This window comes from Thermoflexus sp. (assembly GCF_040289485.1).
Classification (GTDB): Bacteria; Chloroflexota; Anaerolineae; order Thermoflexales; family Thermoflexaceae; genus Thermoflexus.
The window spans coordinates 1-2,439 of record NZ_PSLG01000091.1 but is presented as its reverse complement, the minus strand read 5'-3'; the positions used below and the strand labels follow the sequence as shown (position 1 = coordinate 2,439).

Genomic DNA, 2,439 nt, shown 5'->3' with positions numbered 1-2,439 from the left:
TACCACCCCGCCCCCCCAACGCTCCACGTGCTCGGCCAACCGACGGTAGATCCGGCCGACGACCTGTCCGTGCACCCCTCCGACCGGGCTCATCTCGCGGATCTCCCCGTCGACCAACTCCCGGCGGACATCGCCCTCGCCCATCCGCCACAGATCCTGCGCCGTGAGCCGAACCTTCGCATCCATCGCCCCCTCCTGGCGAGGATGCCCTGCCCGGCCATCCTCGCTTCTGCCCTCATTGTAGCATAGGGATCCTACGTCGGGGCGCGCCCGGCCCGCCGGCGTTGCGCCGCCCGGGCTTGCGGGCGCTTTCCCATGGGAAGGCCGTGGTGCGGCGCTCCCACGGCTGCGGTCTTGTCAATTCCCGGTGTTCCCGATAAGATTCAAAAAAGCAGTCGCGTTGGAACCGGATGCGAACGGCGGAGAAGGGGAGGAGTAGGCCGGGACGACGTCGCCAGAGCGGCGGGGCCGCGGCTGAGAGCCCCGCCCGGCGTCCGCCGGCCGAAGTTCGCCCCGGAGCCGGAGCGGCGAACGGGGGCCTTGGCCGGCCGCCCCAGTAGTCGCCCCCGGAAGGCCCACCGTTATCCGGGCCGCCAACGAGCGGGCCGGGGCGCGGCGCCCCGGCCAAGCAGGGTGGTACCGCGGGGGAAGCCGCACGCCCCCGTCCCTGATCCGGACGGGGGCGTGCCTTTTGTCCGCCCCATCCCACGGAGGAGGCCGCCGGATGCTGGAGGAACTGGACCGCCTGCAAGAAGAGGCCCTGCGGGCCCTCGAAGGGCTGGACACAGAGGAGGCCCTGAAGGCCTGGTATGCGGGATATCTGGGCCGGCGCAGCCGGCTGATGGCCATCTTCGCGGAGCTGGGGAACCTCCCCCGGGAGCAGCGGCCGGCCGTCGGCCGCAAGGCCAACGCCGTCAAGGAAGCCCTGGAGGCCGCCTACGCCGCCCGCCTCGAGGCCGTCCGCCAGGCCGCTCTGCGCCGGGAACTGGAGGCCCCGCCCCTGGACGTCACCTTGCCCGGCCGGCCGGTCCGGGCCGGCCGCCTCCACCCGGCCACCCAGACCCTGCGGGAGATCGTGGCCATCTTCGCCGAGATGGGCTTCCAGGTCTTCACCAGCCGGGATGTGGAGACCGACGAATACAACTTCCAGCTGCTCAACATCCCACCCCACCACCCGGCCCGCGACATGTGGAGCACCTTCTACACCGACCGGGAGGGGGTGATCCTGCGCACCCACACCTCCCCGGGCCAGATCCATGCCATGCGGGCCTTCTGCCCGGAGCCCGTCCGGGTCATCCTTCCCGGCATGTGCTACCGGTATGAGCAGATCACCGCCCGTTCGGAGATCATGTTCCACCAGGTGGAGGGCCTGGCCGTGGGGGAGGGGGTCACCATGAGCGATCTCAAGGGCACCCTGGCCGACTTCGCCCGCCGGATGTTCGGGCCCGAGCGCCGGGTGCGTTTCCGCGCCTCCTACTTCCCCTTCACCGAACCCAGCGTGGAGGTGGATATCGATTGTATCCTGTGCGAGGGACACGGGTGCCGGGTCTGCAAGCACACGGGCTGGCTGGAGATCGCGGGGGCGGGGATGGTCCACCCCCTCGTCCTCCAGAACGGCGGCTACGACCCACGCCGCTTCACCGGCTTCGCCTTCGGCATGGGCCCACAGCGGATCACCATGCTCAAGCATCGGATCGATGACATTCGATATTTCTGGGCCAACGATCTGCGGTTCCTGGAACAGTTCGGATGAGGGCCGCCCGGGGACGGAGAGCCCCCCACTCCCCCACCCGATCCCAGGAGGGAGACATCATGCGGGTCCCGCTGCGCTGGCTGCAGGAATACGTGAAGGTCGATCTCCCGCCGGAGGAACTGGCCGAGCGGCTGACCATGGCCGGCCTGGAGGTGACGGCCATCGAACGCTTCGGGGTCCCCGGCGCCGCCCTGGAGTGGGACCGGGAGCGGATCGTCGTGGGCCAGATCCGAAAGGTGGAGCGCCACCCCAACGCCGACCGTCTGCTCCTGGCCACCGTGGACTACGGCCGGGGGGAGCCCAAGGTGGTGGTCACCGGCGCGCCCAACCTTTTCCCCTTCCTCGACCGCCCGCCGGAGCGCCCGCTGAAAGTGGCCTTCGCCCTGGAAGGCGCCACCCTCTACGACGGCCACCAGCCGGGCTGGGTGAAGATGATCCTCCGCGGCCGGGCCATCCGAGGGATCTACTCGGACGCCATGGTCTGCTCGGAGAAGGAGCTCGGGATCTCCGAGGACCACGAGGGGATCCTCCTTCTCGACCCGGACGCGCCGGTGGGGGTCCCTCTGGCCGATTACCTGGGGGACATCGTTTTGGACATCGACCTCACCCCGAACCTGGCCCACGCCTTCTCCATCATCGGGGTGGCCCGCGAGGTCGCCGCCCTCACCGGCGGGCGCCTCCGCCTC

General features: G+C 70.2%; 2 protein-coding genes and 1 pseudogene. 2 read left to right on the top strand and 1 reads right to left on the bottom strand.

The window, feature by feature from the left end:
* The coding region (locus tag C4313_RS10845) for a Uma2 family endonuclease (RefSeq protein ID WP_352429876.1) at window positions 1-186 on the bottom strand (186 nt) is incomplete at its 3' end.
* 538 nt (window positions 187-724) lie between these two features.
* On the opposite strand from C4313_RS10845, the gene pheS reads away from it, so the two are divergent.
* Both pheS and C4313_RS10835 read left to right on the top strand, forming a co-directional pair.
* Window positions 725-1,753 (top strand): phenylalanine--tRNA ligase subunit alpha, encoded by a 1,029-nt coding sequence (pheS, locus tag C4313_RS10840; RefSeq protein WP_352429875.1) that lies wholly within the window; start codon window positions 725-727, stop codon window positions 1,751-1,753.
* A gap of 59 nt (window positions 1,754-1,812) precedes the next feature.
* Window positions 1,813-2,439: pseudogene (locus tag C4313_RS10835) on the top strand (phenylalanine--tRNA ligase subunit beta); the annotation flags it as partial.